General features: G+C 73.4%; 17 protein-coding genes. 11 read left to right on the forward strand and 6 right to left on the reverse strand.

What is annotated here, in order from left to right; all coding sequences use genetic code 11:
• Positions 1–198 precede the first annotated feature (198 nt).
• Positions 199–507, reverse strand: a complete 309-nt coding sequence (locus H9640_RS12055; protein WP_318243762.1) for a SelT/SelW/SelH family protein — start codon at positions 505–507, stop codon at positions 199–201.
• Positions 508–542: 35 nt separating this feature from the next.
• On the reverse strand, positions 543–1,154 hold the full coding sequence (locus H9640_RS12060) for a LysE/ArgO family amino acid transporter (protein WP_191790948.1): 612 nt from the start codon (positions 1,152–1,154) through the stop codon (positions 543–545).
• Positions 1,155–1,223: 69 nt separating this feature from the next.
• On the opposite strand from H9640_RS12060, the gene H9640_RS12065 reads away from it, so the two are divergent.
• Positions 1,224–2,093 (forward strand): LysR family transcriptional regulator ArgP, encoded by an 870-nt coding sequence (locus tag H9640_RS12065; RefSeq protein WP_191790949.1) that lies wholly within the window; start codon positions 1,224–1,226, stop codon positions 2,091–2,093.
• 253 nt (positions 2,094–2,346) lie between these two features.
• Complete coding sequence (locus H9640_RS12070; protein WP_225227149.1) at positions 2,347–3,405, forward strand: class I SAM-dependent methyltransferase; 1,059 nt, start codon at positions 2,347–2,349, stop codon at positions 3,403–3,405.
• 40 nt (positions 3,406–3,445) lie between these two features.
• Here the strand turns inward: H9640_RS12070 and H9640_RS12075 are convergent, their stop codons facing one another.
• Positions 3,446–3,850 carry an FKBP-type peptidyl-prolyl cis-trans isomerase gene (locus tag H9640_RS12075; protein WP_191790950.1) on the reverse strand — a complete coding sequence of 135 codons (405 nt, stop codon included), beginning with the start codon at positions 3,848–3,850 and terminating at the stop codon, positions 3,446–3,448.
• 105 nt (positions 3,851–3,955) lie between these two features.
• Here H9640_RS12075 and H9640_RS12080 point away from each other — a divergent pair, with 105 nt between their 5' ends.
• From H9640_RS12080 to H9640_RS12095, 4 genes are all read left to right on the forward strand, one after another.
• Positions 3,956–5,941: a glycoside hydrolase family 15 protein gene (locus H9640_RS12080; RefSeq protein ID WP_191790951.1), complete on the forward strand. Its 1,986-nt coding sequence runs from the start codon at positions 3,956–3,958 to the stop codon at positions 5,939–5,941.
• Between the two features lie 81 nt (positions 5,942–6,022).
• Complete coding sequence (locus tag H9640_RS12085; RefSeq protein ID WP_191790952.1) at positions 6,023–6,877, forward strand: alpha/beta fold hydrolase; 855 nt, start codon at positions 6,023–6,025, stop codon at positions 6,875–6,877.
• A gap of 7 nt (positions 6,878–6,884) precedes the next feature.
• Positions 6,885–7,469: a TetR-like C-terminal domain-containing protein gene (locus H9640_RS12090; RefSeq protein WP_225227124.1), complete on the forward strand. Its 585-nt coding sequence runs from the start codon at positions 6,885–6,887 to the stop codon at positions 7,467–7,469.
• Positions 7,470–7,528: 59 nt separating this feature from the next.
• Positions 7,529–8,227: a hypothetical protein gene (locus H9640_RS12095; protein ID WP_191790954.1), complete on the forward strand. Its 699-nt coding sequence runs from the start codon at positions 7,529–7,531 to the stop codon at positions 8,225–8,227.
• A gap of 81 nt (positions 8,228–8,308) precedes the next feature.
• Here H9640_RS12095 and H9640_RS12100 read toward each other — a convergent pair whose 3' ends face one another.
• Genes H9640_RS12100 through H9640_RS12110 form a run of 3 tightly spaced genes read right to left on the reverse strand, consistent with a single transcriptional unit; the run spans position 8,309 to position 11,155 of the window.
• Complete coding sequence (locus H9640_RS12100; RefSeq protein WP_191790955.1) at positions 8,309–9,709, reverse strand: cystathionine beta-synthase; 1,401 nt, start codon at positions 9,707–9,709, stop codon at positions 8,309–8,311.
• 7 nt (positions 9,710–9,716) lie between these two features.
• Complete coding sequence (locus H9640_RS12105; protein WP_191790956.1) at positions 9,717–10,208, reverse strand: hypothetical protein; 492 nt, start codon at positions 10,206–10,208, stop codon at positions 9,717–9,719.
• A 59-nt stretch (positions 10,209–10,267) separates the two neighbouring features.
• Positions 10,268–11,155 carry a Bax inhibitor-1/YccA family protein gene (locus tag H9640_RS12110; protein ID WP_191790957.1) on the reverse strand — a complete coding sequence of 296 codons (888 nt, stop codon included), beginning with the start codon at positions 11,153–11,155 and terminating at the stop codon, positions 10,268–10,270.
• 286 nt (positions 11,156–11,441) lie between these two features.
• Between H9640_RS12110 and H9640_RS12115 the strand changes: the two genes are divergently transcribed.
• The 5 genes from H9640_RS12115 (at position 11,442) to H9640_RS12135 (ending at position 16,915) form a co-directional block, all read left to right on the forward strand.
• Positions 11,442–12,416, forward strand: coding sequence for an ABC transporter ATP-binding protein (locus H9640_RS12115; protein WP_191790958.1), 975 nt, complete (start codon positions 11,442–11,444; stop codon positions 12,414–12,416).
• A complete protein-coding gene (locus H9640_RS12120) occupies positions 12,413–13,261 on the forward strand; it encodes an ABC transporter permease subunit (RefSeq protein WP_191790959.1) in 849 nt (282 codons plus the stop codon). The genes H9640_RS12115 and H9640_RS12120 overlap by 4 nt, the downstream gene beginning before the upstream one ends.
• A gap of 167 nt (positions 13,262–13,428) precedes the next feature.
• The gene (locus H9640_RS12125) at positions 13,429–14,778 is read left to right on the forward strand and encodes a sensor histidine kinase (RefSeq protein ID WP_191790960.1); all 1,350 of its coding nucleotides are present in this window, start codon (positions 13,429–13,431) and stop codon (positions 14,776–14,778) included.
• 113 nt (positions 14,779–14,891) lie between these two features.
• Complete coding sequence (locus tag H9640_RS12130) at positions 14,892–15,536, forward strand: response regulator (RefSeq protein WP_191791084.1); 645 nt, start codon at positions 14,892–14,894, stop codon at positions 15,534–15,536.
• A 101-nt stretch (positions 15,537–15,637) separates the two neighbouring features.
• Positions 15,638–16,915, forward strand: coding sequence for an alpha/beta hydrolase family protein (locus tag H9640_RS12135; protein ID WP_191790961.1), 1,278 nt, complete (start codon positions 15,638–15,640; stop codon positions 16,913–16,915).
• The last annotated feature ends 62 nt before the right edge of the window (positions 16,916–16,977 follow it).

A 16,977-nucleotide genomic window follows, 5' to 3' on the forward strand; every position in this document is an offset into this window, starting at 1 on the left:
ACCGAGTCCGGCTCCGCCTCGCCCGGCAGCCGCGCGGAGGCGGCGAAGAGCCCGGCGGGCCGGGCCGCGGGGGGGGGGCCCCGGGGGGGCCGCCACGCAACCGCCGGGCCACCTGGCGTCCCGGCGCTCCCCCGGCGCACCGTGGCGCCCGGGCACCCCGCGAGAGCTCGTCCGACGAAGCCGCCCGCGCAGCCGACGCTAGGAGGCGCCACCGACACGGTCGGTGTGACCGAGCGAGAGCCCGGGGGCGACGCGGTCACGCACGATCCGCTTGAGGACCGGCACCTCGGGGAAGCCCTTCTTCTCCTTGCGGTCCCACACGAGCTCGTCGCCCACGTGGACCTGGAAGATCCCGCCCGTGCCGGGCACCAGGGCGACCTCGGTCAGCCTCGTGCCGAAGGTCGTCAGGAGCTCCTGCGCGAGCCAGGCGGCACGCAGCATCCAGTTGCACTGGGTGCAGTAGGTGACGGTCACGCGGGCCGGGGTCACGTCGGTCTGTTCGTCCACGGGCCCAGCGTGCCAGAGGCGGCGCCGACCTCGCGTCACCCGACCACGAGCATCACCGCGAGGACGGCCATGACGAGCGCGATCACGCCGTCGAGCACGCGCCACGCGACGGGTCGCGCGAAGACGGGTGCGAGCACGCGCGCCCCGAAGCCGAGCGCCGTGAACCACACGATGCTCGCGATCCCCGCCCCGACGCCGAAGACCCAGCGCCCGTCGTGGCCGTACCCGGCCGCCACCGAGCCGAGCAGCAGGACCGTGTCGAGGTAGACGTGCGGGTTGAGCCAGGTCAGGGCGAGGGCTGTCCCGACGGCGGCGCCCGCCGACATCCGCAAGCCCCCCTCGGCCGCTTCGAGGGTCGCGGGGCGCACCGCGCGCCGGGCCGCCTGCACCGCCAGGACCAGCAGGAACAGGGCCCCGCCCCACCGCACGACCGCGAGCAGCACGGGGGCGCGCGAGACCAGCAGCCCCAGGCCCGCGACCCCGGCCGCGATGAGCACGAGGTCGGAGAGCGCGCACACCAGCACCACGGGCAGGACGTGCTCGCGGCGCAGGCCCTGGCGCAGCACGAACGCGTTCTGCGAGCCGATCGCGACGATGAGGGACAGTCCGGTGCCGAGGCCGGCGAGAAGAGGAGCGAAGGAGAGCACGTCCTCCACGGTAGGCACGGCCTGGTGTTCAGTACAGCGAATGTTTCTGTCGAACCTTAAGATCTGCTCATGGTGGACCTCCAGCCCGACCAGCTCCGCGCGCTCGACGCGATCGCGACCACGGGCACCTTCGACGCCGCCGCTCAGCACCTCGGCGTGACCCCTTCGGCGGTCAGCCAGCGCATGCGCGCGCTCGAGACGGCCGTGGGCCAGGTGCTCGTCCGTCGGGGCCGGCCCGCGACGCTCACCGCGTCCGGTGAGGTGCTCGTCCGGCACGCGCGCCACCTCGCGCTCCAGCACACCGAGGTCCTGGCCGAGCTCGACCTGACCTCGGGCAGCACCCCCGAGCTCACGCTGGTCATCACGGGCGACGCCCTGACGACGTGGGCGCTGCCCGTGCTCGCCGAGGCGTCCGCGTGGGCGCGGCTGGAGATCCTGCGCGAGGACCAGGACCACTCGATCGACCTGCTGCGCGACGGGACGGCCGTCGCGGCGATCACGTCGGTCCCGACCGCCGTGCCGGGCTGCCGTTCGACCCCCCTCGGCCGCATGCGCTACCGCCCGACGGCGAGCCCCGCGTTCGTCGAACGGTGGTTCCCGGACGGTCCCACGACGGCTGCCCTCGCCGTCGCGCCCGTGCTCGTCTTCGACCGCAAGGACGACCTCCAGGACCGGTACCTGGGTCGCCGCCCGGGAGGCCCCCGACACCACGTCCCGGCCTCGCACGAGTTCCTGCGCGCGGTCGAGCTCGGTATGGGCTGGGGCATGCTGCCCGACCTCCAGAGCCACGACGCCGAGGTCGCCGGGCGTCTCGTCGGGTTCGACGACGCCGCGAGCCTGACCGTCCCGCAGTACTGGCAGCAGTGGCGCCTGCACTCCCCCACGCTCGACCGGGTGGCCGCCGCCGTCCGTGAGGCGGCGGCCACCCACCTGCGGTGACCTCTGGCCCCCACCCGGGGCCCCCCGCGCAGGGCAGACTTGTCCCGTGCCCCCTCTCCCCAGCGACGCCTCCCTGCCCGACGACGCCGCCCACCCCGACGCGTCGGCCGACCCTTCGCTCGCCGCCCGGGACGTCCTGCTCGCCGGGCTCGAGCGCTTCTCGCCCGACGCGCAGCCCGGCCCCGAGCACCGCACCGACGGCGCCACGCGTGACCCCGACCCGACGCTCGTCGCGGTCGACGCGACCGACCGCCTGCTGCTCGACGAGGGCGCGAGCGCCCTCGCGTCCGCCGGGACGGGCGAGGTCGTCGTGATCGACGACCGGTTCGGGGCGCTGACGCTGGGCGCCGCGGTGGCACATGGCCTGACGGGCGTCCGCGTGCACCAGGACGCCGTCACGGGCGAGGTCGCGCTCGACCGGAACGCCCGGGGGGCCGCACGCCGTGCCTTCCAGGGGCTGGACGCCACGTTCACGCACCTGCCGCTGGGCGAGGACCTGCTGCGCGGCGCGCGCGTCGTGCTGCTCCAGCTCCCGCGCTCGCTCGCGGCGCTGCGGGACGTCGCGGAGCACGTCGCGCGCTTCGCGGACCCTGACGTGGTCCTGCTCGCGGGGGGCCGGATCAAGCACATGACGACGGCCATGAACGACGTCCTGGCGGAGTCCTTCACGGACGTGCGGGCGAGCCTGGCACGGCAGAAGTCCCGCGTGCTCGTGGCCCGCGGTCCCCGCCCCGGCGTCGACCTCACCTACCCGGTCATGGAGCACCTGACCGAGCTGGACCTCGACGTCGTCGCGTACGGTGCGGCGTTCGCAGGTGCGAGCCTCGACCTCGGGACACGCTTCCTGCTGGGGTTCCTGGACCGGGTCCCGCCGGGGGCGCGCGAGGCCGTGGACCTGGGCTGCGGCACGGGCATCCTCGCCGTGTCCTTCGCCCGTGCGCGTCCGGACGCCGCGGTCGTCGCGACCGACCAGTCCGAGGCGGCCGTCCGCTCGGCCCGTGCCACCGCGATCGCAGCCGGTGTGGGTGAGCGGGTCCGGGTGGTGCGCGACGACGTCGGGTCCTCGCTCGCGGACCGCAGCGCCGACGTCGTGCTGTGCAACCCGCCCTTCCACCAGGGCGCCGCCCTGAGCACCGACGCGGCGCACCGCATGTTCGCGACCGCGGGCCGCGTGCTGCGGCCCGGCGGCGAGCTGTGGACCGTGTACAACTCGCACCTGCGCTACCGGCCCGCGCTCGAGCGCGCGGTCGGGCCCACGACGCAGGAGGGCCGGGACCCGAGGTTCACGGTGACGCGCAGCGTCGCCCGCTGAGAACCCGGGGCCCCGGCCCGTCAGGCGCGAGGGATCGAGGTCACTCGACCCCGACGACGTCCACCACGAAGACCAGCGTGTCCGTGCCGCCGATGCCCGCCTGCGGGACGCCGCGCATGCCGTAGCCGTGCTCCGGCGGGACCGAGAGCAGGATGCGCGAGCCGACGTTCTGGCCCACGAGGCCCTTGTCCCAGCCGCCGATGACCGCACCGGTCCCGATGGGGAAGCTGATCGTCTCGCCGCGGTCGTACGACGTGTCGAAGATGCCGCCGTCCCAGACCTGGCCCAGGTAGTGCACGACGATCGTGCGGCCGGCCATCACGACCGGGCCGCTGCCCTCCTCGAGGACCTGGACCTGGAGGCCGGCGGGAGCGCCGCCCTCGGGGAACGTCAGGACCGGCTTGTCGCCGAACGAGCCGGACGCGGTGGGGAGCTGCGTGCTCATGGTGCTACCTCTCGGTGGAGTGTCGGGGGTCGGGGACAAGCCTAAGCGCGAGCCGTGCGGCCGGCCCCGCCTGACAACCGCAGCGCGCGGGCGCACGCTGGACGGATGGACTCCTTGGACGACGAGGCCGACACCGCCCGCCCCGTCGACACGACCGACCTCGACGCACCCGTGACGCACGCGGGCGGGGCGCAGGTCCCCACGGGCAGGCGCTCGGCGTTCCCCGGGATCGCGGAGTACGCGTTCCTGTCGGACTGCGAGTGCAACGCGCTCGTCGCGCCGAGCGGCGCGATCGAGTGGATGTGCGTCCCGCGGCCCGACTCGCCCAGCATCTTCGCGGCCGTCCTCGACCGTGGCGCGGGTTCGTTCCGCGTCGGGCCGTACGGGGCGCGCGTGCCCGTGGCGCGGCGCTACATCCCCGGCACGCTCGTGCTCGAGACCACGTGGCAGACACCCACGGGCTGGCTCGTGGTGCGCGACGCGATGCTGATGGGGCCGTGGCACAACGTCGACGAGCGCTCCCAGACGCACCGCCGCACCCCCACGGACTTCGACGCCGAGCACATGCTGCTGCGCACGATCCTGTGCGTCAACGGGACGGTCGACGTCGAGGTCGTGTGCGAGCCGCTGCCCGACTACGGGCGCGAGGCCGCGCGGTGGGAGTACGACGGGCAGACGTACCAGAGCCTCGTGACGCGCGTCGCGCACGCCTCGACGCCCGACCTGCGCCTGAGCAGCAGCCTGCGCCTCGGCGTCGAGGACCGCCGCGCGCAGGGGCGCACGCGCATGGCCGCGGGCGACAAGGCGTTCGTCGCGCTGTCGTGGTCCGACCGCCCCGCGCCCACCACGTGGCCCGACGCCGCCGACGCCATGGGACGCACCGAGCAGTACTGGCGCGACTGGATCACCCAGGGCGTCTTCCCCGACCACCCGTGGCGCTCGTACCTCCAGCGCAGCGCCCTCACCCTCAAGGGCCTGACCTACGCCCCCACGGGAGCGCTGCTCGCCGCCGCGACCACCTCGCTGCCCGAGACCCCGCACGGCGAGCGCAACTGGGACTACCGGTACGCGTGGGTGCGCGACTCGACGTTCGCCCTCTGGGGGCTCTACACCCTGGGCCTCGACCGCGAGGCGAACGACTTCTTCGCGTTCGTGCACGACGTGTGCCGTGACGACCGCGAGCTGCAGATCATGTACGGCGTCGGCGGCGAGGACCGGCTCGAGGAGAGCACGCTCGACCACCTGTCGGGGCACGAGGGCGCCCGGCCCGTGCGCATCGGCAACGCCGCGTACGACCAGAAGCAGCACGACATGTGGGGCGCCGTCCTCGACTCGGTGTACCTGCACGCCCGGTCCCGCGAACAGCTCCCCGAGTCCCTGTGGCCCGTCCTCAAGGCGCAGGTCGAGGAGGCCGCGAGGCACTGGCACGAGCCCGACCGTGGCCTGTGGGAGGTCCGCGGGGAACCCCAGCACTTCACGTCGTCGAAGGTCATGTGCTGGGTCGCGCTCGACCGCGGTGCCCGCCTGGCCCGCATGTACGACGAGCAGGACTACGCCGACCAGTGGCAGAAGATCGCCGACGAGATCCGTGCCGACGTGCTGGAGCACGGCGTCGACTCCCGAGGCGTCTTCGTGCAGCGCTACGGCTCCGACGCGCTCGACGCCTCGCTCCTGCTCGTGCCGCTCCTGCGGTTCCTGCCCGCCGACGACCCGCGCGTCGCCGCGACGGTCGACGCGATCGCGCACGAGCTCACGGTCAACGGCCTCGTGCTGCGCTATCGCACCGACGAGACCGACGACGGGCTCTCGGGCGAGGAGGGGACGTTCACGATCTGCTCGTTCTGGCTCGTGTCCGCGCTCGTCGAGGTCGGGGAGCTCGACCGGGCGCGGGCACTGTGCGAGCGGCTTCTCTCCTTCGCGAGCGAGCTCAACCTGTACGCCGAGGAGATCGACCCGCACTCGGGGCGGCACCTGGGGAACTTCCCGCAGGCGTTCACGCACCTGGCGCTCATCAACGCGGTGGTGCACGTGGTGCGGGCCGAGGAGCGGCGGGACGGGACGGGTCACTTCGAGGCCGCCCACCGAGGTTGACCGACCCGCCCGCCGAGGGTGACGAGAACCCGTGCTCCGTCCCCCTTGCACACCCTGGCTAATGGTATTAGCCTTTGGGCTATGAACACTCGCCAGACCGTGGAGCTCCTCCCCCGTCCCGAGGGCCGCCTCGCCTACACCGTGACCGGCACCGGCCCTCTCGTCGTCGCCGTCCCCGGTATGGGCGACCTGCGCTCGACCTACCGCGACCTCGTCCCCCCGCTCGTCGAGGCCGGCTACCGCGTGGCCGTCATGGACCTGCGCGGGCACGGCGACAGCGACACGACCTTCCGCACGCACGGCGACGTCGCGACCGGCCAGGACCTCCTGGCCCTCGTCGAGCACCTGGGCGGTCCGGCCGTGCTGGTCGGGAACTCGATGGGGGCCGGCGCCGCTGCGTGGGCGGCCGCCGAGGCGCCCGACGCCGTCGCGGGCCTCGTCCTCCTCGGCCCCTTCCTGCGAGACCCCGCCACGGGGGCCGCGAAGGCCGCCGCGAGCAGGCTGCTCTACCGCGTCGCGCTCGCCCGTCCGTGGGGGGCCGCCGCGTGGGCGGGCTTCTACTCGACCCTGACCAAGGGCCGCAAGGCGCCCTGGCATGCCGAGCACGTCGCCGCGATCCGTTCCTCGATGCGCGAGCCGGGCCGTCTGCGGAGCTTCCGCGACCTGGCCCTGGCCCTGACGCACGCGCCCGTCGAGGCGCGCCTCCCCGAGGTCCACGCCCCGGCCGTCGCCTTCCTGGGTGCGCTCGACCCCGACTTCGCCGACCAGGGCGCGGAGCTCGCCTGGATCCAGGAGGCCGTCGGCGCCCAGGGACACCTGGTCCCCGGGGTCGGGCACTACCCGCAGCACCAGGCGCCCGACGTCGTCGTGCCCGCGACGCTCGCGTTCCTCGCCGGCCTGCGCGACGAGGCCCAGGGTTGGGACGCCCGTGGCTAGGGCCGGGTTGAGCCGCGAGGGCGTCACGGCCCTCGCCCTGCGCGTCGTGGACCACGGCGGAGCACAAGGGTTCGCCGACCTCACCCTCGCGAAGGTCGCGGCCGCCGCGGGGGTCGCGACCCCGAGCCTCTACAAGCACGTCGGCTCGCTCGCCGACCTGCGTCGGTCCGTCGCGCTCGTCGCGGTGAACGACCTGACGCGCGCGACCGCCGCGGCGACGATCGGGCGCTCGGGCCCGGACGCGCTGTCCGCGCTCGCGCGGGCCGTCCGCGACTTCGCGCGCGAGCACCCGGGCCGCTACGCCGCGATCCAGCTCTCGCCCGACCTCGGCGCCGCCGACGACGACCCGCTCTCGCTCGCGGGCGCCGAGACGATCGCCGTGATCGTCGCCGTGCTGCGCGGCTTCGACCTCCCGGAGGACCGCACGATCGACGCGATCCGCGCCGTGCGGTCCGCGGTCCACGGGTTCGTCTCGCTCGAGCTCCAGGGCGGCTTCGGCCTGCCCGACGACGTCGACCACAGCTTCGAGGTCCTCGTCCGTCTGCTCGTGGCCGGGATCGAGGACCTCGCCGACGTGTCAGAACCAGCATGACCCCCAGGCCTCGCTCGTCCTGACGACGAGCGGGCCGCACCCACCGAAGGAGAGCCGCCATGACCGCACCGTCGATCGACCGGACGCACCCCGACCTGGGCCTCGTCCGTCCCCGTACCGGAGCCGTCCTGCTCGCGGTCGCGGGAGCCCTCTTCCTCGCGTTCCCTCTCCTGCGCCCGTGGGTCCCCGAGGACGTCGCCACCCCGGAGCTCGCGGCGGCGTTCGCCTCGGGACGGTGGATCGCGGCGCACCTGTGCGGCGCGGCCGGGTTCTGGCTGCTCCCGGCCGCATTCCTCGCGCTGCGCGGACGGCTCGCCGGGACGCGGGGCCGGGCTCCGTCGTCGGGCGCGGTCGTCACGAGCTGGCTCGGCGCCGGGCTCGTCCTGCCCTACTTCGGAGCGGAGATCTTCGGTGTCCACGCGATCGCGCGCGGCGCCGTCACGACGGGCGCCCTCGACCTCCTGCCGGCGATCGACGCGGTCCGGACGCAGCCCGTAGCGATGACCCTGTTCGGCGCGGGGTTGCTCCTCGTGGGGGCGAGCGGGGTGCTCGCCGCCGTGGCGGCGTGGCGTGGCGGACTCGCCCCACGATGGGTGGGGATCCCGCTCGCCGCGGGCCTGGTGCTGTACCTGCCGCAGTTCTTCACGCCCCCGGCGGGGCGGATCGCGCACGGGGTGCTGCTGGCCGTGGGGTGCTGGCTCGTGGCGTGGTCCCTGCCCTCGAACGCCGAGGGCGACCGCCACCGACGCCGAGGGTGACATCTGGTGTCACCCTCGGCGGCCGGGCACGTCACCCTCGGCGGACCGTCGGACCGTCGGACCGAGGCACCCGAGGGGGCGTCAGTGCGCCAGGAAGCCCAGCAGGTCGTGGCGCGTGAGCACCCCGACCGGGTCGCCGTCGTCGATCACGAGCAGCGCGTCGGCGTCGTGCAGCGCGGCCCGGATGGCAGCGACGCCCTCACCTGCCCCGATGAGCGGGAACCGCGGCTCCATGTGCTTGTCCACGCGGTCGGCGAGAGATGCCCGCCCGGAGAACACGGCGTCGAGCAGCGTCCGCTCGCTCACGGCCCCGGCGACCTCGCCGATCTTGACGGGCGGCTCGGCCCCGACGACGGGCATCTGCGAGACGCCGTACTCGCGCAGGATCTCGATCGCGTCGCGCACGGTCTCGCCCGGGTGGGTGTGGACGAGGCTGGGGAGCTGCCCGCTCTTGGAGCGCAGCATGTCGCCCGCGGTCACGCCCTCCTCGGCGTCGAGGAACCCGTAGGACCGCATCCAGGAGTCGTTGAAGATCTTGGACAGGTAGCCACGTCCGCCGTCGGGCAGGATCACGACGATCACGGCGCGCGCCGCGGCCTCGGGGTCCTCGTCCTGGAGGCGGCGGGCCAGTCGCAGCGCCGCGACGACAGCCATGCCGCACGAGCCGCCGACGAGCAGGCCCTCCTCGCGGGCGAGCCGGCGGGTCATCTCGAACGAGTCGGCGTCGCTCACGGCGATGATCTCGTCGGGCACGGTCGGGTCGTACGCGGCAGGCCAGAAGTCCTCGCCCACGCCCTCGACGAGGTACGGACGACCGTCGCCGCCCGAGTAGACGGACCCGGCGGGGTCGGCGCCCACGACGTGCACCCGCCCACCGGCCGGACGCGACGCCGACACGTCCTTGAGGTACCGGCCGGTCCCGGTGATGGTGCCGCCCGTCCCGACCCCTGCGACGAGGTGCGTGACGCGGCCGTCGGTGTCGGTCCAGATCTCGGGGCCGGTGCTCTCGTAGTGGGACGCAGGGCCGTTCGGGTTGGCGTACTGGTTGGGCTTCCAGGCCCCGGGGATCTCGGCGACGAGCCGGTCCGAGACCGAGTAGTAGGAGTCGGGATGGTCGGGAGCCACGGCGGTAGGGGTGACGACGACGCGCGCGCCGTAGGCGGTCAGGACGTCGCGCTTGTCCTGGCTCACCTTGTCGGGGCAGACGAACACGCAGTCGTATCCCTTGCGCTGCGCCACGAGCGCGAGGCCGACCCCGGTGTTCCCCGAGGTCGGCTCGACGATCGTGCCGCCGGGCGCGAGCTCCCCGGAGGCTTCGGCCGCCTCGATCATCTTGAGCGCGATGCGGTCCTTCACGGACCCGCCAGGGTTGAGGTACTCGACCTTGGCGAGGATCGTCGCGGAGAGGCCGTCGGTCACCGATCCGAGCCGGACCAGGGGTGTCCCGCCGACGAGGTCAGAGATGTGGTGTGCGAACTTCATGCACCGATCATGCGCTGCCGAGGGCCATTCCGCCGAGCACGGCGCACAACGCGACGCTCACGCCGAGGATCACGACGAGCAACGGACGGTCCGCGGCGTCGCGTGCGAAGTACCGCCCGACGGCGGCGCTCAGCCCGCCCGCGACGGCCAGGTAGAGCACCGACGCCAGGGCGATCCCGCTCGTCGCGGTGGTCGGGTCGCCGGTGGCCGCGCCGAGCAGCGAGCCCAGCACCATGAAGCTCCAGATCCCGACCCCCAGGAACCCGAGGACGAAGAAGAGCGTGGTCGCCTTGCGGTCGTCCCACTCGCGCGAGATGCGGTGCCCGAGCCAGGCGAGCACCGCCCCGGCCGTGAGGGTCACGAGCAGGATGACGACGGCGGAGACCGTGACCCAGGCGACGGCGTTGGGGGCGCTGCCACCGACCAGGAGACCGTAGGGGACCTGGAGGACGAGCAGCGTGAAGGCGGCCAGGGCGAGGCCGGCGGCAAAGACCGGCACCCGCGTCGGAACGGGTTCCGATGCGGGTGCCGGGGACTTCTTCCGGGAGTCGGCCAAGGTCAGTCGCTGCTCTGCAGGATCGCGAACAGGCGCAGGAACTCGAGGTACAGCCAGATGAGCGTGACCATGAGCCCGAACGCGGCCGACCAGGCGAACTTGGCGGGCACGCCCGCCTCGACGCCACGCTTGATCGAGTCGAAGTCGACGATGAGCGACGCAGCCGCGAGACCGACGGCGATCAGGCCGATCGCGATGCCCCAGCCACCCCCACGGGCGCCCCAGCCGTCCAGCACGCCCGTCATGATGAGGACCATGTTGACGAGCGAGAAGGCCAGGTAGCCGACCATCGCGATGAGCAGCCAGCGCGTGAACTTGGGCGTGACCCGCACCTTGCCGGACTTGAAGAGGAACAGCGCCGCGGCGAAGGTCACGACGGTCGCGAGCACGGCCTGCAGGACCACGCCGTTGAGCTGGACGCCGTTGATGACCATGGAGTCGTAGTACTTGCTGATGCCGCCGAGGAACGCACCCTGCGCGACCGTGTAGGCGACGATGAGCGCGGGGCTCGGGTTCCGCTTGAACGCGTTGACCAGACCCAGGACGAGGCCGATGATCGCGCCGCCGATCCAGATGAACGGCATGGTGTCGACGAGCTGCCAGCTACCGGCCGCGACGACGACGAGCAGGGCGAGCAGCCCACCGGTCTTGATGATGACGTCGTCGTACGTGAGGCGCTTGGTGTCCGCGGTGGTAGCGGTCGGCGCGTTGTACATGGCGTCGAGCGTCGCGGCGTCGGCGGTCTGCGCGCCGTAGCTGCCGTACTGCGCCTGCTGGGGCGGGGTGCCGTACGCGGGGTTCTGCTGGACGGTGCCCGCAGCCCCCTGGCCGGTGCGCGCGCGCTTCGGCTCGCCGAAGATGGCGCTGTTGTTGAAGACGGGGTTGCTCATGCTTCCTCCTGGTCGCGGCGTCCAGTGCCCTCTGGCGAGGCGGGTGTCGCTGGCCGTGTTTCCATCCTATGCAACGAGCGGGTTCGCGCCGGTGTTCCCGGGGGTTTCATCCGACTTTTCCGGCCCTCGCGGGCCAAGATCGCTCGACCGGCCGACGGGCGTCATCCTTGCGGCGTACGGAGCCACGCCGAGAAGATCGACCGTGAGGGGGCATCGCGGGCAGGGCCTGGCTCTCTAGGCTGGGGAGGTACCCAGCCACCATCCGCAACCCACCCGAGGGGCGAGCATGATCGAAGCACGAGGCCTGACCAAGCGGTACGGGCCCAAGACCGCTGTCGACGGGATCTCCTTCACCGTCCAGCCCGGCCAGGTGACGGGCTTCCTGGGCCCGAACGGCGCCGGCAAGTCGACCACGATGCGCATGATCATGGGGCTGGACCGTCCCACGGCCGGTTCCGTGACCGTCAACGGCAAGCCGTACGTCGCGCACCGTTCACCCCTGACCGAGGTCGGGGCGCTCCTGGACGCGAAGGCCGTGCACACGGGCCGCAGCGCCTACAACCACCTTCTCGCGATGGCGGCCACGCACAACATCCCCAGGACCCGCGTGCAGGAGGTCATCGAGATGACCGGCCTGCAGTCGGTCGCGAAGAAGCGCGTCGGCGGCTTCTCGCTCGGCATGGGCCAGCGCCTGGGCATCGCGTCCGCGCTGCTGGGCGACCCCAAGACGCTGATCCTCGACGAGCCGGTCAACGGCCTCGACCCCGAGGGCGTCCTGTGGGTCCGCAACCTGGCGCGCTACCTCGCCTCGGAGGGCCGCACGGTCTTCCTGTCGAGCCACCTCATGAGCGAGGTCGCGCTGACCGCGGACCACATCATCGTGATCGGCAAGGGCCGGATCATCGCGGACGCCCCGGTCAAGGACATCGTCGACGGCGGCGCTCAGCACACCGTGCGCGTCCGGACCCCGCAGGCCACGCAGCTCGCCGAGCTGCTGACCCGCGACGGAGCGACCGTCACGTCCGACGAGCCGAGCCTGCTCCAGATCACGGGGGCCGAGGCCGCCGGGATCGGCGAGCTCGCCGCCGCCTCGGGCATCGTCCTGCACGAGCTCACGCCCGTCACCTCCACCCTGGAGGAGGCGTACATGCTCCTCACGGCCGACGCGGTCGAGTACCAGACCGAGTCCGCCGCCCAGCACATCGGCCACGGCGTGGACGTCGCGGCCGGCGCCCAGATCTCCGAAGGAGCCAAGCGATGACCGCCGCCACCGTCTCCGCCGCCCAGCCGACGGCGAAGCGCACCACGTCCGCCCGCCTCAGCGTGGGCGGGGTCCTGAAGTCCGAGTGGATCAAGTTTCGTTCGTTGCGCTCGACCTGGTGGACCGTGGGCTCGACCGTGGTCGTCATGGTGCTCATCAACCTGGCGACGGCCGCGTCGCTGAACTTCGCGGCGAGCCAGCCGGGCATGGCGGAGCAGATGGGCAACATCTCGACCGTGCAGGCGCTGGTGTCGGGCTACGTGTTCGCCCAGCTCGCGGTCGCGGTCCTGGGTGCGCTGATCATCACGGGTGAGTACTCGACGGGCATGATCCGTTCGACCCTGAGCGCCGTCCCGACCCGCCTGCCCGCGCTGTGGGCCAAGGTCGCGATCATCGGCGTCGTGACGTTCGTCGTCGGGCTCGTCGGTGTCGCCCTGTCGTACGTGGTGACGGCCCCCATCCTGTCGGGCAACGACCTCGTGCCGGACCTGGGCGACCCGGTGGCGCAGCGCGTCGTCCTCGCGTGCGCCGCGTACCTCACGCTCGTCGCGATCCTCGCGGTCGGCGTCGGCACGATCATGCGGCACTCGGCGGGGAGCATCTTCACGCTCGTCGCCCTGCTCTTCGTGCTGCCGCTCGTGACGGCCTTCCTCTCGCAGGACTGGGTCCAGGACATCGCGAGGTTCCTGCCGATGAACCTCGGCACCGCCATGATGGCGATCACGGAGGCCGACGCCGGTGGCGTCGACGTCCTCACCCCGGGCGGGGCGACGATCGCCATGGCGGCGTGGGCTGCGGTCTCGCTCGTCGCGGCCGCCGTCGTCCTCAAGCGTCGGGACGCCTGACCATCCCTCGCACCGCGCACAGCCCGGCGCCGGACCACGAGACCCGTGGTCCGGCGTCGGGCGCGGTGCGTCCTGAGGGGGACGACGTCCCGGGTGCCGCCGGCGGCACCCCGGCCGCGGCCCTCTCACCCCGGGCCCCCCTCCGGCCCCGGCCCGGCAGCGCCGCGGTGTTCACCGAGCTCGACGCCCGCAAGCTCGGGCCGGTACGCCGGTACTTCGTGCGCCACCCGGTCGTCATGGACTGGTTCGTCGCGGCCTGGTTCGCGGTCCCGGGCCTGCTGGTCGCCCTGCTGTACCCGGAGCCGCGCTACGGCGTCGCGGTCGCGACGCTCGCGGGTGGCGCGGCACTGCTGTGGCGCCGCCGCTACCCACTGTGGACCGCTGCAGCCATCGGTGCCCTCGCGATCCTGACGCTCGCGCTGACGGGAGACTCCGCAGGCTTCGAGCTCGCCACCGCGTTCGCCGTCTACGCGGTCGCGACGACCTACCGACCGGCCGTGGCGTGGAGCGTGCTGGGCGTCCTGGTCCTGACGGTCTGCACCGCGGAGATGCTCTGGTACGACTTCACGGTGAGCGAGACGGGCGCCGTGGTCCGCGCCGAGGTCGGCAGCGGCGAGCTCACGGGGCAGCGCGTCGCCACGATCGCGATCACGATCACGTTCGCCCTGCTGGGCATCGCGATCGGGTCGAGCGTGCGAGGTCGTCGCCTGCACGTCGCCGACCTCGTGGGCCGCGCGAACGCGATCGCACGCGACCGCGACCAGCAGGCGCAGCTCGCGGCCGCGGCCGAGCGCGCGCGCATCTCGCGCGAGATGCACGACGTCGTCGCGCACTCCCTGACCGTCATGGTCGCGCTCGCGGACGGGGCCAAGGCGCTCGGCGCGAAGGACCCCGAGCTCGCGGGGCAGGCCCTCGACGAGCTCACCGAGACCGGGCGCGCGGCCCTCGCCGACATGCGCCGCGTCCTGGGGGTCCTGCGCGACCCCGACGGCACGGTCGCCCCGCTGACCCCGACCGCGGACGTGCCGAGCATGGAGGACATCGCCGAGCGGTTCCGGCACGCGGGCCTGCCGGTGCGCCTGGTGCGCGTGGGCGTCCAGCCCGACCCGGACCCGGGGCTGCGCCAGGCGGCGCACCGGATCGTGCAGGAGTCGTTGACGAACGTCCTGCGGTACGCGCCGCTGACCCCCGTGGTCGTGGTCGAGATCGCCCGGCGTGACGCGGGCGCGCCCGACGGTGGAGACTGGCTCGAGATCACGGTCACGAACAAGGCGGGACGCGCCCCGGGCGGCACGGCCCGCGACGGGGCGGACGCCCGCCCGCTGCCTCCGGGCATCACGGGCGACCAGCCCATCGGCACAGGAAGAGGGATCATCGGGATGCGCGAACGTGCGGCCGTCTACGGGGGCACGGTCACGGCCGGGCCCACGGCCTCGGGGTGGGAGGTCGTCGCCCGGCTGCGCCTCGACGGCGCCACGCAGCCCCGGTCCGACGGCGGAGCCGGGGTCGCGCTGTGACCCTTCCCTACCCGGGCGACGCGGCGGGCGGCGCGACCGGTCATGACGGCTCGCCCCACGACGCCGCCCACCCGATCCGGGTCCTGCTCGTCGACGACCAGTCGCTGCTGCGCATGGGCTTCCGCATGATCCTGGCGGCCGAGGACGACATCGAGGTCGTGGGCGAGGCGAGCGACGGCGAGACCGCGTTCGCGCAGGCCACGGCGCTGCGTCCCGACGTGATCCTCATGGACGTGCGCATGCCGGGCGTCAACGGGATCGACGCGACCGAGCGGATCGTGTCCGCGCTGCCCGAGAGCCGGGTCATCATCCTCACGACGTTCGACCTCGACGAGTACGCGTTCGCGGCTCTGCGCGTGGGCGCGAGCGGGTTCCTCCTCAAGGACGCGCGGCCGGCCGACCTCGTCGGCGCGATCCGCAACGTGGCGAGCGGCGACGCGGCCGTCTCCCCGCGCATCACGCGCCGCATGCTCGAGATGTTCGCGGGCTACCTGCCGGAGAACTCGCAGAGCCAGGGCGCCGCGGCTCCGGGCCACGGGGTCGACGACCCGCGGCTGCGCGAGCTCACGGCCCGCGAGCTCGAGGTCTTCGCGGCGCTCGGCGAGGGACTGTCGAACGCCGAGATCGCGGCACGCTTCGTGGTCTCCGAGGCCACGGTCAAGACGCACGTCGGGCGCGTGCTCGGCAAGCTCGGCCTCCGGGACCGGGTCCAGGCCGTGGTGCTGGCCTACGAGACGGGCGTGGCGCGCCCGTCCTGAGCGGCGCCGTCGGGCCCCGAGTGGTGCGGGCCGCCGCCTGCGGGCATGGTCGTGGAGGGGAGCGTTCGGCTCCGTCGTCCACGACGCGGGAGGCAGCCACCATGCCCGACCACCACGACCCGTTCTCGACCGGCTTCTCCGGCGACCACGGGCGAGACTTCGAGATCCGCAGCGTCCTGGGCGGCGCGTACAGCGGCGCGGCTGACGTGGGCGAGGTCCTCGCGGCCGTCGCGCAGGTGCGCGACAAGGACCATCAAGGGTGGTTCGACGCGTGGCACTCGCTCGGCGACCGGGTGGCGCGGCTCGCTTCCGACGCCGCGGCGGCCGGGCACGGGACGAGCGCCGCGGCCGCCTACCTGCGGGCGTCCGCCTACTACGCGGCCGCGGTCAACGCGGTCGCCGCGCTCGAGGACGAGAGCCGGCTCGTGCCCACGTTCCACGAGCACCGCGCCGCGTGGGACCGGTGGGTCGACGCGAGCGGGCTCGTCGTCGAGCGCCTCGCGGTCCCGTACGAGGGGACGACCCTGCCGGGGTACTTCTTCAGCGCGTCCGACGCGGCGTCGACCGCCGCGATCGCGGCGGACCCCGGACAGGTCCGACCGCGGTCGACGCTCGTCGCCGTGAACGGCTCGGACGGCTCGCTGACGTCGATGTGGACCGCGTGCGTCGCGGGCGCGCTGCGCCGGGGGTATCACGCGTTCGTGTTCGACGGCCCCGGGCAGCAGTCGATGCTGTTCGACCAGGGCACACCGTTCCGGCACGACTTCGAGGCAGTCCTGACCCCTGTGCTCGACACGCTCGTCAGCCGCGGCGACGTGGACGAGGGACGCATCGCGGTGTACGGGTCGAGCCAGGCCGGGTACTGGGTGTCCCGCGCGCTCGCGTTCGAGCACCGGCCGGCTGCGGCCGTCGTCGACCCGGGGGTCGTCGACGTCTCGGCGTCATGGACGGGCTCGATGCCCAAGAGCCTGCTCAAGCTGCTGCAGGAGGGCAAGGACCACGCGTTCGACCGCGACATGGAGCTGGGCCTGCGCCTGTCGAAGGCCACCGCGGCCACGTGGCGCTTCCGTGCCCGCCCGTACGGGACCGACGGCTACGCCGCGACGCTCCGCGAGGTCCAGAGGTACGACGCGCGGGACGTCGTCGGGCAGGTCACCACTCCCCTGCTCGTCACGTCGCCCGAGGGCGAGCAGTTCTGGCCCGGCCAGTCCGAAGAGCTCGTGCGGCTCACGCCCGGCGTGTCGACCCTGGTGCGGTTCACCGCCGCCGAGGGCGCGAACCTCCACTGCCAGCCCCTCGGGCGAGCCCTGACCGAGCAGCGCGTGTTCGACTGGCTCGACGAGACGCTCGCACCCCGGCTCGTCGGGGACGACGACTGAGCCTGCCCCGGACGCGGGAGGCCCGCCCGTTCGTCGAACGGCCGGGCCTCTCTCGTCCCGGA

It is taken from the genome of Oerskovia gallyi (genome assembly GCF_014836745.1).
Lineage (GTDB): Bacteria > Actinomycetota > Actinomycetes > Actinomycetales > Cellulomonadaceae > Oerskovia > Oerskovia paurometabola.